Genomic DNA, 15,087 nt, shown 5'->3' with positions numbered 1-15,087 from the left:
CAGGAATGACAAGATGATGCCCATTATAAGCATGTACTTGGTATGCTGAATTTATTTAAGTATCTGTTACTAGGTAGTTAGTTTTGATTTTGTGGATTTGAGATTCATAGCAAAGTTTATCTTGAACGTAAGTCGACAGGTAGGAATAACAAAATGAATTTATACTTGAAACAAAAAAAGTAAGGTGTTTAATTCAAATTATCATTTTAATTACTCTAAAATTAATATCTTAATAGTATTATGGTTTCACTGTCATTCCTGCGAAGGCAGGAATCAAGATTTTACTTAATGAAGTGTATAAAACAATCCATCAATATTATCTCTATATTCTAACAAATAAAAAAATGATATATAGTGTCTAATCCCTAATTTTCTTTTTACGTAGCTCAAAGTTTTGGCCTAAATATACTTTACGAACCATTTCATCATTAGCAAGATCCTCAGGCTCTCCGGCTTTTAGGATGCTTCCCTCAAACATTAAGTAGGTTCTGTCTGTAATGGCAAGAGTTTCCTGAACGTTGTGATCTGTAATAAGAATACCTATGTTCTTTTTGGTAAGTTGTGCTACAATACGTTGAATATCTTCAACTGCTACAGGGTCAACACCTGCAAAGGGTTCATCTAATAAAATAAAATTGGGGTCGGTTGCTAGGGCGCGGGCAATTTCCGTTCTTCGGCGCTCACCACCAGAAAGTAAATCGCCTCTGTTTTTTCTGATATGACCTAAACCAAATTCCTCAATTAAAGATTCCATTTTATAGCGCTGTTCTTTCTTACTTAGTTTTGTAAGTTGTAATACACTCAAAATATTATCTTCAATACTTAATTTTCTGAAAACCGAAGCTTCTTGAGCCAAGTAGCCAATACCGTTTTGGGCACGTTTGTACATGGGGTATTTGGTAATTTCTGTATTATCTAAGAAAATTTGACCACCATTAGGTTTTATAAGACCCACAATCATGTAGAATGAAGTAGTCTTACCAGCACCATTGGGGCCTAACAACCCTACAATTTCGCCTTGATTTACCTCAAGAGAAACATCTTTTACAACTTTACGTCCGCTATAGGACTTCATTAAATTTTCAGCTCTTAAAATCATACTTGCAATAACGTAAAAATTGGTTAAATATTGGCTCTTGAGTTTTGAGTGTTTTTTGCTTCTTTTCGTTTTTGTTTTCTAACAACAAGTTTTGAAATATAAATACTTACTTGGTACAGAATTATGATAGGAATAGCAACAATAACCTGACTTGCTATATCTGGAGGCGTAATAATAGCAGAGAGTATTAAAACCACAACCAACGCATACTTTCTATATTTCTTCAAAATTTCTGGGGTTACCAATCCTATTCTAGTAAAGAAATAGATGATAATTGGTAGTTCGAAAATAAGCCCAGAGGCTAGAGCAGACGATCGTACTAAGGCGATATAAGAACTAATATCAATTTGATTATCAACCGTTTCAGAAACGCTATAATTAGCTAGGAAGTTGATGGATAAGGGGGTTACAATATAATAACCAAATAACACACCAATAAAGAACAAGATAGATGAAATGATAATGAACCCTCTGGAGTGTTTTCTTTCGTTTTCATGCAAACCAGGACTAACAAATTTCCAAAGTTGATAAATAACGTATGGAAAAGAAATAACAAAGCCTCCTAAAATAGCCGTCCATATATCTGCTGAAAACTGGCCAGCCATGGTACGGTTTTGTATTATCATAGGTACTTCTTCGTTACAAAAAGTGGTGTCAACCCCAATAAAAGTAGCCGCTCTACATAAAAAATCATAAGTTGGAAAACTCATGTTTAACGGTGCAAAAATAATCTCGTCAAAAATAAAACGACTAAAAATAAAAGCTAAGGTGGCTACTATAATAACTGCTAAACAAATTCTAATTAAGTGCCATCTTAAATCTTCAAGATGGTCTAAAAACGACATCTCGTTTATGTTCTTTTTCGTCATTATATAATGCCTTCTTTTATTAAATCATGTAAATGAACCACACCTACATATTTTCCGTTGTCTTCAACCAAAACTTGAGTAATTTCATTGACCTCCATAAGTTCTAGTGCGTCAACAGCCATAGTTTCGGCATTTACCCGCTTGGGGTTAGCACTCATAATATCTTTTGCTGATAATGAGGTAAAATTATCAGAATTACTCAACATACGTCTAATATCACCATCGGTTACAATACCAACAATTTTCTCGTTTTCAACCACCGCCGTAACCCCTAATCGTTTTTCAGTAATTTCAATAATAACATCTTTAATATTGGCTGAGGGGTGTACTTGAGGTTTTTCGTTAACCGATGAGATGTCTTGAACCCGTAAATACAGTTTTTTTCCTAAAGCACCGCCTGGGTGATATTTAGCAAAGTCTTTACTTGAAAAGCCTCGCATTTCTAATAAACATACAGCTAACGCATCGCCCATCACTAATTGTGCCGTAGTACTTGTGGTTGGCGCCAGGTTATTTGGGCAAGCTTCCTTTTCAACATAGGTATTTAAAACGTAATCTACTTGTTGCCCTAAAAAAGAATCTTTATTTCCCGTAATGGCAATCATCTTGTTTTTGGCATTTTTAATTAGTGGAATCAAAACTTTAATTTCGGGTGTATTACCACTTTTAGAAATACAAATAACTACGTCGTCTTCTAAAATAAGTCCTAAATCACCGTGAATAGCATCGGCAGCATGCATAAATATGGCAGGTGTACCTGTGGAGTTTAATGTAGCAACAATTTTGTTGGCAATTATGGCACTTTTACCAATTCCGGTAATAATAACGCGTCCTTTAGAATTGTAGATGAGTTTTACGGCTTCGGCAAAATCATCAGTTATTAAGTTTGAAAGATTAAAAATGGCTTTACTTTCAGCCTCTATAGTTTGTTTAGCAATTTGTAAAATAGATGTCTCGCTATTCAAAATTTATTTTTTTTTAGTTGATGCTTTTAAAGATTTTATTATCTTTAATGGTGTCCAAATTTTAAACTTTGTTGTTATTTGGATTCTCTGTACAAAAGTACATGAATTTTTTCATGTGTTTGTAAATATTGATTTTATAATAATAGTATCTAACCCTTGATGTTGATAATAATGGTTCCAGTATATGGAGGTTATTATTTTTTACGTTGGTTACAAAATCAAAAATTATAAATAGGTACTTAAAAATAAGAGGGAGTCTTTAAATTATGTTAGAAAATATTCTTTATAAATTGAATATTTAATGTAATTTCAATTAGATAATTAATAGTAATTTTATTCATGTTAGTAGCAAAAAGTGACTTGCACTCTGCACTAAAGAAGTATTTTGGATTTAACAAATTCAAAGGGTTGCAAGAAGATGTTGTTGAGAGTATTATTTCAGGAAACCATACGTTTGTAATTATGCCAACAGGCGGCGGCAAGTCGTTGTGTTATCAACTTCCTGCCTTAATGCAAGAGGGCACGGCTATTGTGGTGTCTCCCTTAATAGCTCTGATGAAAAACCAGGTAGATGCCATTAGAGGTGTTTCTAATGAAGAAGGTATTGCCCATGTTTTAAATTCATCATTAAACAAAACCGAGGTTAAACGTGTTAAAGAAGATATAACAAATGGTGTTACCAAACTTTTATATGTAGCTCCTGAGTCTTTAACCAAGGACGAAAATGTTGATTTTTTAAAGAGCGTAAAAGTGTCGTTTATGGCTATTGATGAGGCCCATTGTATAAGTGAGTGGGGGCACGATTTTAGACCAGAATACAGGAATTTACGTCATATAATTGGTAGAATAGGAGAGAATATACCTATAATTGGGTTGACTGCAACGGCTACACCAAAAGTACAAGAAGACATTATTAAAAATTTAGGTATTACCGGTGCTAAAACTTTTAAAGCATCTTTTAATAGGCCAAATTTATACTATGAAGTTAGACCTAAAACCAAGAATGTAGATGCTGATATTATTAGGTTTATAAAGCAAAATGAAGGTAAGTCCGGTATCGTGTATTGTTTAAGTAGAAAACGTGTTGAAGAACTTGCACAAGTATTACAAGTTAATGGTATTAAGGCAGTTCCTTACCATGCTGGTTTAGATGCCAAATCTAGAAGTAATCATCAAGATATGTTCTTAATGGAAGATATTGATGTAGTGGTAGCTACTATTGCCTTTGGGATGGGAATTGACAAACCAGATGTACGCTTTGTTATCCATCATGATATACCAAAGAGTATAGAAAGTTATTATCAAGAAACTGGGCGTGCAGGACGTGATGGTGGTGAAGGTCATTGTTTAGCATTTTATTCTTACAAAGACATTGAAAAACTAGAAAAGTTCATGTCTGGTAAACCCGTTGCTGAACAAGAAATTGGTCAGGCACTTTTGCAGGAGGTTGTTGCTTTTGCAGAAACTTCAATATCTAGAAGGAAGTTTATTTTGCATTATTTTGGTGAAGAATTTGACAATGAAACGGGTGAAGGAGGCGATATGGATGATAATGTTAGACATCCTAAAAAGAAGCACGAAGCCAAAGATGATGTGGTGGTACTTTTAAAGATTATAAAAGATACAAACGAAAAATATAAGTCTAAGGATTTAGTAAATGTTATTGTTGGTAAGGAAAATGCTCTAATCAATTCACATAAAACTAATGAGCAACCATTTTTTGGTATAGGAAAAGACAAAGATAAAAACTATTGGATGGCACTTTTAAGACAGGTGTTAGTTGCTGGTTATCTTAAAAAAGACATTGAAACTTATGGTGTTATAAAGCTGAATGATAGCGGACGCTCATTCATTGAGAAACCCACATCATTTATGATGACTGAGGATCACATTTTTGATAGTACTCAAGATGATTCTGGAATCGTTACTGCAGCAAAAGGAGGTGGTGCAGTGGCCGATGAAACACTTATGAATATGCTAAAAGATCTTCGAAAGAAAAATGCGAAAAAGTATGGAGTTCCACCTTTTGTGATTTTTCAAGACCCCTCGCTTGAAGATATGGCGCTTAAATACCCTATTTCTTTATCAGAACTTGGAAACGTTCATGGCGTTGGTGAAGGAAAAGCCAAGAAATACGGAAAGGATTTTGTTGACTTAATAGCAAAGTATGTAGACGAGAATGATATTATAAGACCAGATGACTTGGTGGTTAAATCTACAGGTAGCAATTCCGCAAACAAACTCTACATCATACAGAATATTGACAGAAAATTACCTTTAGATGACATTGCTTCTGCTAAGGGTTTAGAAATGAATGAGTTTATAAAACAAATGGAAGCCATAGTATATTCTGGCACAAAACTCAATATAGATTATTGGATAGATGAAATTTTAGATGAAGACCAACAAGAAGAAATTCATGAATATTTTATGGAGTCTGAAACCGACTCTATTGATGAGGCCATCGAAGAGTTTGATGGTGACTATGACGATGAAGAATTGCGTCTCTATCGAATTAAGTTTATAAGTGAAGTAGCTAATTAGCAAACATTAGACAGTCCACAGTAGGCAGTCTCCATATGTATTCATTTTTATGATCTCATTAAAGTTTTGAGTTTTCGGTCACCAGTTATTGGTCTTTTATAAAACTTCTAGTTTCAAACTTCTGTCTTAAAACTAAATAATATATCTTTGCCTTTTCTTAAAAAATAGAACAATGCAAGACGGACTATACGCAAAATTTAACACAACAAAAGGCGAAATTTTAGTTGCTTTAGAATACAAAAAAACACCAGGAACGGTTGGTAACTTTGTTGCTCTAGCAGAGGGGAATCTCGAAAATTCAGTAAAGCCGCAAGGAACGCCATATTATGACGGATTAAAATTTCATAGAGTAATACCAGATTTTATGATTCAAGGTGGTTGTCCACAAGGAACAGGTGCAGGTAACCCAGGGTATCAGTTTGATGATGAGTTTCATCCAGATTTAAAACATGATGGCCCAGGAGTCCTATCAATGGCTAATGCAGGTCCTGGAACTAACGGTAGCCAATTTTTTATAACACACGTAGAAACACCTTGGTTAGATAATAACCACACAGTTTTTGGTAAAGTAGAACAAGGTCAAGATATAGTAGATGCTATTGCTCAAGGTGATACCATTGAAACTTTGGAGATTGTTAGAGTAGGAGCTGAAGCTGAAGCATTTAATGCTGTTGAAGCTTTTAGAACTTTTGAAGGCGCCAGAGAAAAAAGAATCGCTGAAGAAAAAGCCAAAGCAGATGCAGAATTAGATAAGCTTGCTGCTGGTTTTGAAAAAACAGAAAGTGGGTTACGTTATCAAATTATTCAAAAAGGTGATGGTGTAAAAGCGGAAAAAGGAAAAACGGTTTCTGTACATTATAAAGGACAATTGGCAGATGGTACGGTTTTCGACTCTTCTTACAAAAGAAATCAGCCCATAGATTTTCCATTAGGAGTTGGGCAAGTCATTCCAGGTTGGGATGAAGGTATTCAATTGTTAAAGGTGGGAGACAAAGCACGCTTGGTGATTCCTAGTGATTTAGGTTATGGCAGTAGAGGAGCAGGTGGGGTTATTCCTCCAAACGCTACCTTAATTTTTGATGTAGAGCTCATGAATGTGAAATAACGTATTCATTTTTTTATAATATTCTAAGCACTTCATTTGAGGTGCTTTTTTTATATTTAAACATGACAAATCTAGATTTAGAGCAACTAAAATATCCTATTGGAAAATTTGAGTGTCCAGAGCGCATTACAGACCAACATATTAAAAATTGGATTTTAGTTTTAGAACAATTTCCTATTCGTTTGGAAGCTTTAGTTAAGCACTTAACAAAAGAACAGTTAGATACCGTTTACAGACCTGATGGTTGGACCATTAGACAAGTAGTGCACCATGTGGCAGATAGTCATCATCATTGTTACACACGCTTCAAATGGGCATTAACTGAAGATAAACCAACTATTAAAGCCTATAACGAAGCAGACTGGGCGGAATTGCATGACAGCAAACAAGCACCCATACAAATGTCTTTAGAGCATATTAAAGCTGTTCATTATAAGTTGGTGTATTTGCTAAAAAGGTTAAATAGTGAAGATTTAAAGAAAAGCTTTATTCACCCTGAAACTGAATCTGAGGTTTTGTTATCATATAATATTGGAAGCTATGCATGGCATAGTAATCATCATTATGCGCACATAGAAAATTTATTAAAACGTAAAGGTTGGATATAAATGATTAGAGATTTTCAAATAAGCGACACACAACAATTGTTGGATATTTATAATTATTATGTTTTAAATACCGTGATAACTTTTGATGATGTAGAACTGTCATTAGAAACATTCACTGAAAAAGTTAATGCTATAAATTCAGAATATCCATTTATAGTTTTTGAAGAGAATAATGAGCTTTTGGGCTATGCCTATGGAAGTCAATTTAGATCAAAACCAGCCTACAAGTATAGTGTTGAAGTTACTATTTATGTTAAAAATAAAGCCCAGGGTAAACAAATTGGTACTCGTTTGTATGTTAAATTGTTGACAGAATTAAAAAACCTGGGCTACCATGTTGCTTTAGGAGGAATTACATTACCTAACGAAGCCAGCGTCTCATTACATGAAAAATTTGGTTTTTCTAAGGTGGCACATTTTAAGCATGTAGGAAAGAAATTCGGTACTTGGTTAGATGTCGGATTTTGGCAGTTAATCTTAGACTAAACCTTCCACTTGATATTACAACCAATACTAGGTTTCTGAATTTCAGTGTTTTCTTTTCCTGTAATTAAACAGTCTAGGGCATTTCTTAAATCAGATCCATTTAAAGGTTTTCCGTTATCTGGTCTGGAATCATCCAATTGCCCTCTGTAAACTAATTTGTTATCAGCATCAAAAACATAAAAATCTGGTGTACAAGCAGCATCGTAAGCTTTGGCAACCTCTTGTGTTTCATCATATAAATATGGAAATGGATATCCTTCATTTTTGGCGTGAGCTTTCATTTTTTCAGGGCTATCTTGAGGGTAGTTAACTACATCATTGCTTGAAATTGCAGCAAAACCAATCCTTTTTTCCTTGTAAGTATTTGCAATGTCAATAATTTCAGAATTTACATGAATTACAAATGGGCAATGATTACAGATAAACATGATAACCGTTCCTTTTTCACCTTTTATATCATTAAAATTTATGGTTGAATTAGAAATAGTATCGAAAAGTGAAAACTCTGGTGCTTTTGTCCCTAAAGGAAGCATATTTGAAGGTGTTCTGGCCATAATTTTATATTTCTTCAAAGTTCGTGATAATTTGTATTTTTTCTCCTGTAAAAAGCTAAATTTTGTACAATACATCTACAAAACATAGTTTCACTTCAGTAAACACCTGGTTAGTACACTAATTTTTTTATTTAATTCTTGTGAAATTTTATATAAAAAAATTGGTGTACTTTTAAAAGATGAACACTGAAATAACTTTTGAAGATTTTACTAAAGTAGATTTAAGAGTGGGAACTATTATTGGAGTAAATGATTTTCCCGAAGCGAGAAATCCTGCCTACAAATTAACAATAGATTTTGGCGCATTGGGCATTAAACAATCTTCGGCGCAAATTACAACACGTTATAAAATGGAAGATTTGTTACAAAAGCAAATTGTAGCTGTTGTTAACTTTCCTTGCAAGCAAATTGCCAAATTTATAAGTGAATGTTTGATTTTGGGGGCAGTAAACGGTAAGGACGTTATTCTTTTAAAGCCTGAAAACAAAGTAAAAAATGGAAGTTTGGTATCTTGACACATGCAGGAGTTAGATTCAGTAAAAATAAACTTTGATAGTGGTGGTCTCTGGATACTTAATATTGCCTTGGCCGTAGTTATGTTTGGTGTGGCCTTGGGTATTACACTTAACGATTTTAAAAATTTAATAAAACAACCAAAGCTGGTTTTAGTAGGTGTGATGTCGCAATTTGTATTATTGCCATTAGTAACTTTTCTTGTCATTATGCTTATAAAACCACAACCCAGTATTGCTTTAGGGATGATGATGGTTGCGGCTTGTCCAGGGGGAAATATCTCAAATTTCATGACCTATTTAGCAAAAGGTAACACGGCACTTTCTATCAGCTTGACAGCCTTTGCTACGTTTTTTGCTATTTTCATGACACCTTTTAACTTCCAGTTTTATGGTAGTTTGTATCAGCCTACGTCACAAATCTTAAAAGACGTAGCATTAAATCCGTTAGAATTACTAAAGTTAGTAATACTTATTTTGGGTATACCTTTATTTTTTGGGATGTTGATTAGGTTTTATACTGAAGCGGTAGCCATAAAACTCTCTAAATTTTTAAAACCTTTTTCCATATTTATTTTTGGAGCTATTGTACTCATGGCATTTGCCAATAACCTAGATGTTTTTAGTGTTTACATTCATCATGTATTGCTTTTAGGTATTTCACACAACATCATTGCTATTTTATTAGGGTTTATGTTGGCAAGATTATTTAAATTATCATTTAAAAATCAAAAAACCATAGCTATAGAAACAGGCATTCAAAATTCTGGATTAGGTTTACTACTTATATTTACATTTTTTAATGGTCTTGGAGGTATGGCCATTTTAGTAGCTTTTTGGGGTATATGGCATATAATTTCAGGATTGTTGTTGGCATTTTATTGGTCAGGTAAAGAAAAATAAATCATTGGTACTTGAAAAAACTTTGGTTACATAGTGTATGCGCCTATTTAAAGTTGGGAATGTTTTTCTACTTTAAAAAAATAAGGATTCATAATATTGAAAATATTCCTACAGATAAGCCAGTACTGCTTTTAGGAAATCATCAAAATGCGCTTTTAGATGCGCTTTTAATTGCGGTTTATGGTAACCAGTTTTCATATTTTTTAACAAGAGCAGCTGTATTCAAAAAAACACTAGTAAGTAAGTTGTTAAAAAGTTTACAAATGCTTCCAGTTTATAGAATTAGGGATGGATGGAATAACCTAAATAATAACAATGCCATTTTTGCTACTTGTACTGAATTATTGAATCAAGGGGAGTCTATTGTGATATTTCCAGAAGGAAATCATAATTTGGAACGACGAATAAGACCATTAAGTAAGGGATTTACACGTATTGTTTTTGATACTTTACAAAAATATCCAAGCTTGGATTTGCAATTGGTTCCTGTTGGATTAAATTATAAAGATGCACTTAGTTTTCCTGATAGTGCTTCAATGTTTTTTGGTAAACCAATAGCGGCTAAGGCGTTTATCACTGAAAACAAAACTAAAGCCGTATCCAATTTAAAAAACAAAATTCAATGGGAATTGATGCAATTGACAACTCACATTCCTGAAGATGATTATAAAAGTAGTTTAAAGCGACTTCAAGAGTTACAAGTTGATTTTTTAAAACCTCAGGAAGTTAATGCTTGTCTTAAAAGTGGTTTTAAAAAAGTAAAAGCAGAGAGAAAATCAAATACAAGAATCATAAACAAGCTGTTTAAGTTGCTGCTTAAAATTAATTTGATATTGCCATTTGCTATATGGAAACTTGCCATTGAACCAATAATAGAGGAGTTAGAGTTTAAATCAACGTTTCGTTTTACAGTAGCTTTAACTTTGGTACCAGCTTGGATAATGTTTATTACCTTTATCTTATTAATATACTTTGGTTGGTTTATAGCTTTATCATATTTTGCTCTAAGTTTGTTAATCGGGCTTTTAGCAATAAAATTGTAAAAAAAAAAGCTGTTATACTTAGTATAACAGCTTCGAAAATTGATAATTAAAATCAATTATATATCATCAAAGTCAACATCAGTAAAACTTTCGGTTGTTTTTAAGGTATCTTCAGTTTCAGACTTAGAAGAATTATAATCGTTGTTCTCCTCTTTCTTAAAGTCTTTTTGGTGGCGTTCGCTTATAACTTCGTCTCCTTTTTCATCAATTATATAATCCGTCATTTCAGCTAAAATATCCTTAAACTCAATAAAGTCTTCTTTATAAAGATAAATTTTATGCTTTTTGTAATGGAACGACCCATCATCGTTTGTAAACTTTTTACTTTCAGTAATGGTTAAGTAATAATCATCTGCTTTTGTGGCTCTTACATCAAAAAAATAAGTACGTCTTCCAGCTCTTAAAACCTTAGAAAAAATCTCTTCTCTCTCCATCATATCATTATTATTCATAGTTATTAGAAATTTATTTGAATTATCATTTGCGTATCAAAAATCTAAAAAAAACCGATATTAACCAACAAATTATGAAGTTTCTTTTTTTTAACTTCCTTTTTTAACTGAGTAACTAATTTAAAGTTTATGTTGCTGAGGTTTCACTTATTTGTTTTAAATACAGATGCTTGTAGTAACCTTCTGAGTTAATTAGTGTTTCATGGGTGCCTTCTTGTACAATTTTTCCATCTTCAAGTACAATAATTTTATCTGCATTTTTAGCTGATGATACCCGATGACTCACAATAATGGAGGTTTTTCCTCGCGAAATTTTGTTAAGATTTTTAAGAATTTTTTCCTCAGTTTCCGTGTCAACCGCTGAAAGGCAATCATCAAATAATAAAATTTTTGGAGATTTTATGATAGCCCTAGCAATAGATACACGTTGTTTTTGTCCACCAGATAATGTAATACCACGTTCACCTAAAATGGTGTCATAACCTTTATTGAACTTTATAATGTTTTTATGAACTTGAGCATTTTTGGCGGCTTGAATAACATCATCATCAGTAGCCTCTTCTTTACCAAACTTAATGTTATTTTTTATAGTGTCTGAAAACAGAAAAGCATCTTGAGGTACATAGCCAATGCTATTTCTTAAATTGTAAAGATTATGTTTTTCAATAGCCAATCCATTAACAAGAATTTCGCCTTCAGAAATATCATAAAGCCTACCTATTAAATCTAAAATGGTAGATTTTCCAGATCCAGTTTTACCCAAAATAGCAAGTGTTTCTCCTTCTTTTATCTCAAAACTAATCCCCTTTAAAGCTTCAATATTGGTATCGTCATAGGTAAACGATACATTCTTAAAAGTAATAGCTCCTATAATATCTGTTGGTGTATTGACGGTGTTTTTAATTTCTGGCTCAATTTTTAAGAATTCATTGATTCGTTTTTGTGATGCTTCTGCTTGTTGCACAATTGAGGTCACCCAGCCTACAGTAGCAACTGGCCATGTGAGCATATTTACGTAAATAATAAACTCAGCAATAGTTCCTAAACTCTCAATGTCTCCATTAATATATTGCATACCACCTATATAAATAACTAGGAGGTTACTAGTACCAATAAGGAGTATCATCATGGGGAAAAACCAAGCCTGAACTTTAGCTAAATTCACTTGTTTTTCCTTACTTTCACTTGCGAGTGAATTAAAACTAGAGGCTGTTTGAGGTTCAATACCATAAGCTTTTATTACTGAAATACCACTGAAAGATTCTTGTGTGTAAGTAGACAACTTAGATAAGTACTCTTGAACAATAGTACTTCTTTTGTGAATTTCTCTACTCAGTTTATAGATAACTAATGAGAGAATGGGTAGTGGCAAAACGGTATAGAATGTTAATATAGGAGCTGCTTTAAACATGTAAATTAACGCCACAACAAATAAAGCAACCGTATTAATACTATACATAATAGCAGGACCTGCATACATACGCACTCTGGTTACATCTTCGGTAATGCGATTCATTAAATCTCCCGTTCTGTTTTTTTTGTAGAAATTTAAAGAGAGTCGCTGGTACTGTTCATAGATTTCATTTTTAAGGTCAAACTCAATGTAACGCGATACGTTAATAATAGTTTGTCTCATAAAAAACGTAAGAATTGCTGCAATTAAAGCGGCGCAAATTATCCAGATAATAGCCTCGGCTAGTTCAGATTTAAAAACACTTTCTGAAATTGTTTTATTATCAAAACGTTCTATAGCAATAAAAATCTTTTTGACGTATCTAGGGGTATAAAGCAAAAATATTCTAGCAGCAACAGTAATTATGCTTCCTAAGATAAGATGAGTTTTATACTTTAAAAAGTATTTGTTTAAATGTTGTAATTCTTTCATAGAAAGTAGCAAATATAGGGCATATAATGCTATATCTAGCCTTAAAAACAGTTTAGTAATTGTTAAAAATACCCTAAAGTTAAATTGACAATAATATAAGATTGAAAATAGAGCTACTATTTAAAATAATATTATTTTTGCAGCGTAAAACGGAAAATATTTTACATTATTCTAAATTAAGTTCTTTGTAATTATGCTAAACAGAAGACATATTCGCGTAAAAGTTATGCAAACGTTGTATGCTTTTAAAGGAAATGAAAGTGACGACTTTAGTAAAGATCAAAAATTTTTATTGTTTAGCATAGATAATATGTACAGCTTATATCTTTTACTTATTTCTTTACTATTACAGGTTAGGAAAAGAGCTGTAACAGATTTACAAAAGAAGCAACAAAAACTTCTTGCTACCAAAGAGGATAAAAATCCTAATAGAAAGTTTATAAACAATCAGTTACTCGAGTTATTAAGTAATGATTCAGAGCTTAAAAACCAGTTAGAAACCTATAAAATTAATAACTGGGAACATGATAGTGAGTATGTTGAAGTTATTTTTAAAGCTATAACGTCAAGTGAATTGTATCATGAGTATATGCAAACCAGAGTTTCTGATTTTAAGGAAGATAAAGCCTTTGTTATAGATGTATTCAAGGATATTATAGCTCCTAATGAAAAGCTTTATGACTATATTGAAGATAAAAACCTAACTTGGTTAGATGATCTTCCAACAGTAAATACTACCATTCTCAAACTTTTAAGAAAAACGAAACTTACAAATACCAAGTATCATTTTACACCCAAATTGTATAAGGAGGAAGAAGACCAACAATTTGCTCTTGATTTGTTTACTAAAACCCTACTTAACCGAAGTTTGATAAACAAAGAAATAGAACAAAAAACAAAAAACTGGGATGCAGATCGAATAGCAGATATTGACTACACATTGATGCAAATGGCTATTTGTGAATTGAAAAATTTTCCATCAATACCTGTAAAGGTTACCATTAATGAGTATTTAGAAATTGCAAAGGAATATTCAACCCCAAAAAGTAGTATATTCATTAATGGTATTTTAGATAAACTGGTAAAAGAATATCAGCAAGCAGGCACTTTAAAAAAGATGGGGCGAGGTTTACTATAAAATCTTGTTAAGAAGCCTTTAAAAAATTTTTAATCGGTTAAATAATTAGTACTTTTACGCCACTTAACTTAAAAACTTATAATAATGAAGAAACTAATATTAGGTTTAAGTGCTATATGTTTAATAGCCTTTACTTCTTGTAAAGAGAATGCGGCCAAAAAGATTGACGAAAGTAATATTGCCGCTGCAGCAGAAAGAGATGCTAACGCCTCAAAATTTCCTGTGATTGAGTTTGATAAAACAGAGCATGATTTTGGTGAAATAGAAGCCAAAAAATCAGTATCAACTACTTTTAAGTACAAAAATGTTGGTGACGCGCCATTGGTAATTACTGATATTAAAAGTTCTTGTGGCTGTACAGTACCAGAAGATTGGAGTAGAGATCCTTTAGCCCCTGGTGACACTGGAGAGTTTTCGGTTAAATTTAACGGTAGTGGTTCTAATAAAGTATCTAAGACTATTACGGTTACCGCCAATACAGAAAAAGGAAAAGAAACGGTAAAAATAACTGCATTTGTAAAAACAGACCCAAATGCTAACAATAATACTACAAAAACGGTAGTTCAATAAATTATAAAAATGGGAGAAGGAATTGGGGCATTTATGCCATTTATTTTAATGTTTGTAGTCGTGTATTTCTTTATGATTGCACCGCAAATGAAACGTGCAAAAAAAGAAAAGAAATTTGCTGCAGAACTTAAAAAGGGAGATAGAATAGTTACCAAGAGCGGTTTACATGGTAAAGTTTTAGAGCTTAATGACAAAGACGGAACTTGTATTATTGAAACCATGTCTGGAAAATTAAAACTAGAGCGCTCATTTATTTCAATGGAAATGAGTAGTAAACTGAGTGCTACTGCTAAATAATAGACTATCTCAAAAAAAGATACATGTAAAAAAGGCTTCCTAACAAGGAAGCCTTTT

The 15,087-nt window shown here is 32.6% G+C and carries 16 protein-coding genes; 10 read left to right on the top strand and 6 right to left on the bottom strand.

From position 1 onward, the window contains the following. Positions 1-358: 358 nt before the first annotated feature. From lptB to DFQ02_RS08455, 3 genes are read right to left on the bottom strand one after another with little or no spacing between them, the layout of a single operon-like run. The gene (gene lptB, locus DFQ02_RS08465) at positions 359-1,099 is read right to left on the bottom strand and encodes an LPS export ABC transporter ATP-binding protein (RefSeq protein WP_116523993.1); all 741 of its coding nucleotides are present in this window, start codon (positions 1,097-1,099) and stop codon (positions 359-361) included. Between the two features lie 23 nt (positions 1,100-1,122). Further along, positions 1,123-1,968, bottom strand: a complete 846-nt coding sequence (gene tatC, locus DFQ02_RS08460) for a twin-arginine translocase subunit TatC (RefSeq protein WP_116523992.1) — start codon at positions 1,966-1,968, stop codon at positions 1,123-1,125. After that, a complete protein-coding gene (locus tag DFQ02_RS08455; protein WP_116523991.1) occupies positions 1,968-2,933 on the bottom strand; it encodes a KpsF/GutQ family sugar-phosphate isomerase in 966 nt (321 codons plus the stop codon). The genes tatC and DFQ02_RS08455 overlap by 1 nt, the downstream gene beginning before the upstream one ends. Before the next feature lie 339 nt (positions 2,934-3,272). Here DFQ02_RS08455 and DFQ02_RS08450 point away from each other — a divergent pair, with 339 nt between their 5' ends. The 4 genes from DFQ02_RS08450 to DFQ02_RS08435 all read left to right on the top strand — a co-directional run bounded on the left by DFQ02_RS08450 (position 3,273) and on the right by DFQ02_RS08435 (position 7,676). Next, complete coding sequence (locus DFQ02_RS08450) at positions 3,273-5,477, top strand: ATP-dependent DNA helicase RecQ (RefSeq protein WP_116523990.1); 2,205 nt, start codon at positions 3,273-3,275, stop codon at positions 5,475-5,477. 172 nt (positions 5,478-5,649) lie between these two features. Beyond that, positions 5,650-6,582, top strand: coding sequence for a peptidylprolyl isomerase (locus DFQ02_RS08445; RefSeq protein ID WP_116523989.1), 933 nt, complete (start codon positions 5,650-5,652; stop codon positions 6,580-6,582). A gap of 62 nt (positions 6,583-6,644) precedes the next feature. Next, on the top strand, positions 6,645-7,190 hold the full coding sequence (locus DFQ02_RS08440; RefSeq protein WP_116523988.1) for a YfiT family bacillithiol transferase: 546 nt from the start codon (positions 6,645-6,647) through the stop codon (positions 7,188-7,190). Continuing rightward, positions 7,191-7,676: a GNAT family N-acetyltransferase gene (locus DFQ02_RS08435; RefSeq protein ID WP_116523987.1), complete on the top strand. Its 486-nt coding sequence runs from the start codon at positions 7,191-7,193 to the stop codon at positions 7,674-7,676. Here DFQ02_RS08435 and DFQ02_RS08430 read toward each other — a convergent pair. Then, positions 7,673-8,230 carry a thioredoxin family protein gene (locus tag DFQ02_RS08430; RefSeq protein WP_116523986.1) on the bottom strand — a complete coding sequence of 186 codons (558 nt, stop codon included), beginning with the start codon at positions 8,228-8,230 and terminating at the stop codon, positions 7,673-7,675. The genes DFQ02_RS08435 and DFQ02_RS08430 overlap by 4 nt on opposite strands. 179 nt (positions 8,231-8,409) lie before the next feature. On the opposite strand from DFQ02_RS08430, the gene DFQ02_RS08425 reads away from it, so the two are divergent. From DFQ02_RS08425 to DFQ02_RS08415, 3 genes are read left to right on the top strand one after another with little or no spacing between them, the layout of a single operon-like run. Then, entirely contained in the window at positions 8,410-8,745 is a 336-nt protein-coding gene (locus DFQ02_RS08425; protein WP_116523985.1) for a tRNA-binding protein, read from the top strand. Positions 8,746-8,748: 3 nt separating this feature from the next. Further along, positions 8,749-9,645, top strand: a complete 897-nt coding sequence (locus DFQ02_RS08420; RefSeq protein ID WP_116523984.1) for a bile acid:sodium symporter family protein — start codon at positions 8,749-8,751, stop codon at positions 9,643-9,645. An 11-nt stretch (positions 9,646-9,656) separates the two neighbouring features. Then, positions 9,657-10,688 (top strand): lysophospholipid acyltransferase family protein, encoded by a 1,032-nt coding sequence (locus DFQ02_RS08415; RefSeq protein WP_245940233.1) that lies wholly within the window; start codon positions 9,657-9,659, stop codon positions 10,686-10,688. Positions 10,689-10,744: 56 nt separating this feature from the next. Here the strand turns inward: DFQ02_RS08415 and DFQ02_RS08410 are convergent, their stop codons facing one another. Together DFQ02_RS08410 and DFQ02_RS08405 are read right to left on the bottom strand one after the other, a co-directional pair. After that, positions 10,745-11,140 carry a PUR family DNA/RNA-binding protein gene (locus DFQ02_RS08410; RefSeq protein ID WP_181896376.1) on the bottom strand — a complete coding sequence of 132 codons (396 nt, stop codon included), beginning with the start codon at positions 11,138-11,140 and terminating at the stop codon, positions 10,745-10,747. Between the two features lie 127 nt (positions 11,141-11,267). Continuing rightward, on the bottom strand, positions 11,268-13,025 hold the full coding sequence (locus DFQ02_RS08405) for an ABC transporter ATP-binding protein (protein ID WP_116523982.1): 1,758 nt from the start codon (positions 13,023-13,025) through the stop codon (positions 11,268-11,270). 193 nt (positions 13,026-13,218) lie between these two features. On the opposite strand from DFQ02_RS08405, the gene nusB reads away from it, so the two are divergent. The 3 genes from nusB to yajC all read left to right on the top strand — a co-directional run bounded on the left by nusB (position 13,219) and on the right by yajC (position 15,030). Then, a complete protein-coding gene (nusB, locus tag DFQ02_RS08400; protein ID WP_245940232.1) occupies positions 13,219-14,163 on the top strand; it encodes a transcription antitermination factor NusB in 945 nt (314 codons plus the stop codon). Between the two features lie 84 nt (positions 14,164-14,247). After that, positions 14,248-14,733, top strand: coding sequence for a DUF1573 domain-containing protein (locus tag DFQ02_RS08395; protein WP_116523981.1), 486 nt, complete (start codon positions 14,248-14,250; stop codon positions 14,731-14,733). A 9-nt stretch (positions 14,734-14,742) separates the two neighbouring features. Continuing rightward, the gene (yajC, locus tag DFQ02_RS08390; protein WP_116523980.1) at positions 14,743-15,030 is read left to right on the top strand and encodes a preprotein translocase subunit YajC; all 288 of its coding nucleotides are present in this window, start codon (positions 14,743-14,745) and stop codon (positions 15,028-15,030) included. Positions 15,031-15,087 lie beyond the last annotated feature (57 nt).

This window comes from Seonamhaeicola aphaedonensis (assembly GCF_003386195.1).
Lineage (GTDB): Bacteria > Bacteroidota > Bacteroidia > Flavobacteriales > Flavobacteriaceae > Seonamhaeicola > Seonamhaeicola aphaedonensis.
The sequence above is the reverse complement of the archived record's forward strand: the minus strand, read 5'-3'. Positions and strand labels throughout refer to the sequence as shown.

Coding starts and splice junctions, on each gene's coding strand:
- yajC (WP_116523980.1), top strand. CDS start 14,743: ATGGGAGAAGGAATTGGGGCATTTATGCCATTTATTTTAATGTTTGTA.
- DFQ02_RS08425 (WP_116523985.1), top strand. CDS start 8,410: ATGAACACTGAAATAACTTTTGAAGATTTTACTAAAGTAGATTTAAGA.
- DFQ02_RS08440 (WP_116523988.1), top strand. CDS start 6,645: ATGACAAATCTAGATTTAGAGCAACTAAAATATCCTATTGGAAAATTT.
- DFQ02_RS08445 (WP_116523989.1), top strand. CDS start 5,650: ATGCAAGACGGACTATACGCAAAATTTAACACAACAAAAGGCGAAATT.
- tatC (WP_116523992.1), bottom strand. CDS start 1,968: ATGACGAAAAAGAACATAAACGAGATGTCGTTTTTAGACCATCTTGAA.
- DFQ02_RS08410 (WP_181896376.1), bottom strand. CDS start 11,140: ATGAATAATAATGATATGATGGAGAGAGAAGAGATTTTTTCTAAGGTT.
- DFQ02_RS08450 (WP_116523990.1), top strand. CDS start 3,273: ATGTTAGTAGCAAAAAGTGACTTGCACTCTGCACTAAAGAAGTATTTT.
- DFQ02_RS08430 (WP_116523986.1), bottom strand. CDS start 8,230: ATGGCCAGAACACCTTCAAATATGCTTCCTTTAGGGACAAAAGCACCA.
- lptB (WP_116523993.1), bottom strand. CDS start 1,099: ATGATTTTAAGAGCTGAAAATTTAATGAAGTCCTATAGCGGACGTAAA.
- DFQ02_RS08405 (WP_116523982.1), bottom strand. CDS start 13,025: ATGAAAGAATTACAACATTTAAACAAATACTTTTTAAAGTATAAAACT.
- DFQ02_RS08420 (WP_116523984.1), top strand. CDS start 8,749: ATGCAGGAGTTAGATTCAGTAAAAATAAACTTTGATAGTGGTGGTCTC.
- DFQ02_RS08435 (WP_116523987.1), top strand. CDS start 7,191: ATGATTAGAGATTTTCAAATAAGCGACACACAACAATTGTTGGATATT.
- nusB (WP_245940232.1), top strand. CDS start 13,219: ATGCTAAACAGAAGACATATTCGCGTAAAAGTTATGCAAACGTTGTAT.
- DFQ02_RS08395 (WP_116523981.1), top strand. CDS start 14,248: ATGAAGAAACTAATATTAGGTTTAAGTGCTATATGTTTAATAGCCTTT.